Annotated in this window: 1 protein-coding gene; it reads left to right on the top strand. The window is 33.0% G+C overall.

Annotated features, from left to right (window positions below):
- Nucleotides 1-4: 4 nt before the first annotated feature.
- Nucleotides 5-285, top strand: a 281-nt coding sequence (locus HC175_RS23395; RefSeq protein WP_168140125.1) for a nucleotidyltransferase family protein, incomplete at its 3' end; no start/stop codon positions are given.

The following is a 285-nucleotide window of genomic DNA, read 5'->3' as shown; positions in this document are numbered from 1 at the left end:
GTTTATTGACTTCACCACATTATGCAGATTACATAATGTAAAAACCTTGTGTGCTTTCGGCTCAGCTACCACAGATCATTTTGATGAAGCTTCGAGTGATATAGATTTATTAATCGAAATCGAAGAAAATGATCCTTTAAAAAGAGGAGAAAAATTGCTGGCTATCTGGGATAAATTAGAGGAATTTTTTCAAAGAAAGGTGGATTTGTTGACTGAGTCTTCCATCAAGAATCCTGTTTTGAAAAAAAATATTGATGCTTCAAAAATCCTTATCTATGACGGAAA

Source organism: Salinimicrobium oceani (assembly GCF_012037645.1).
This window is presented reverse-complemented; position numbering and strand designations above follow the sequence as displayed.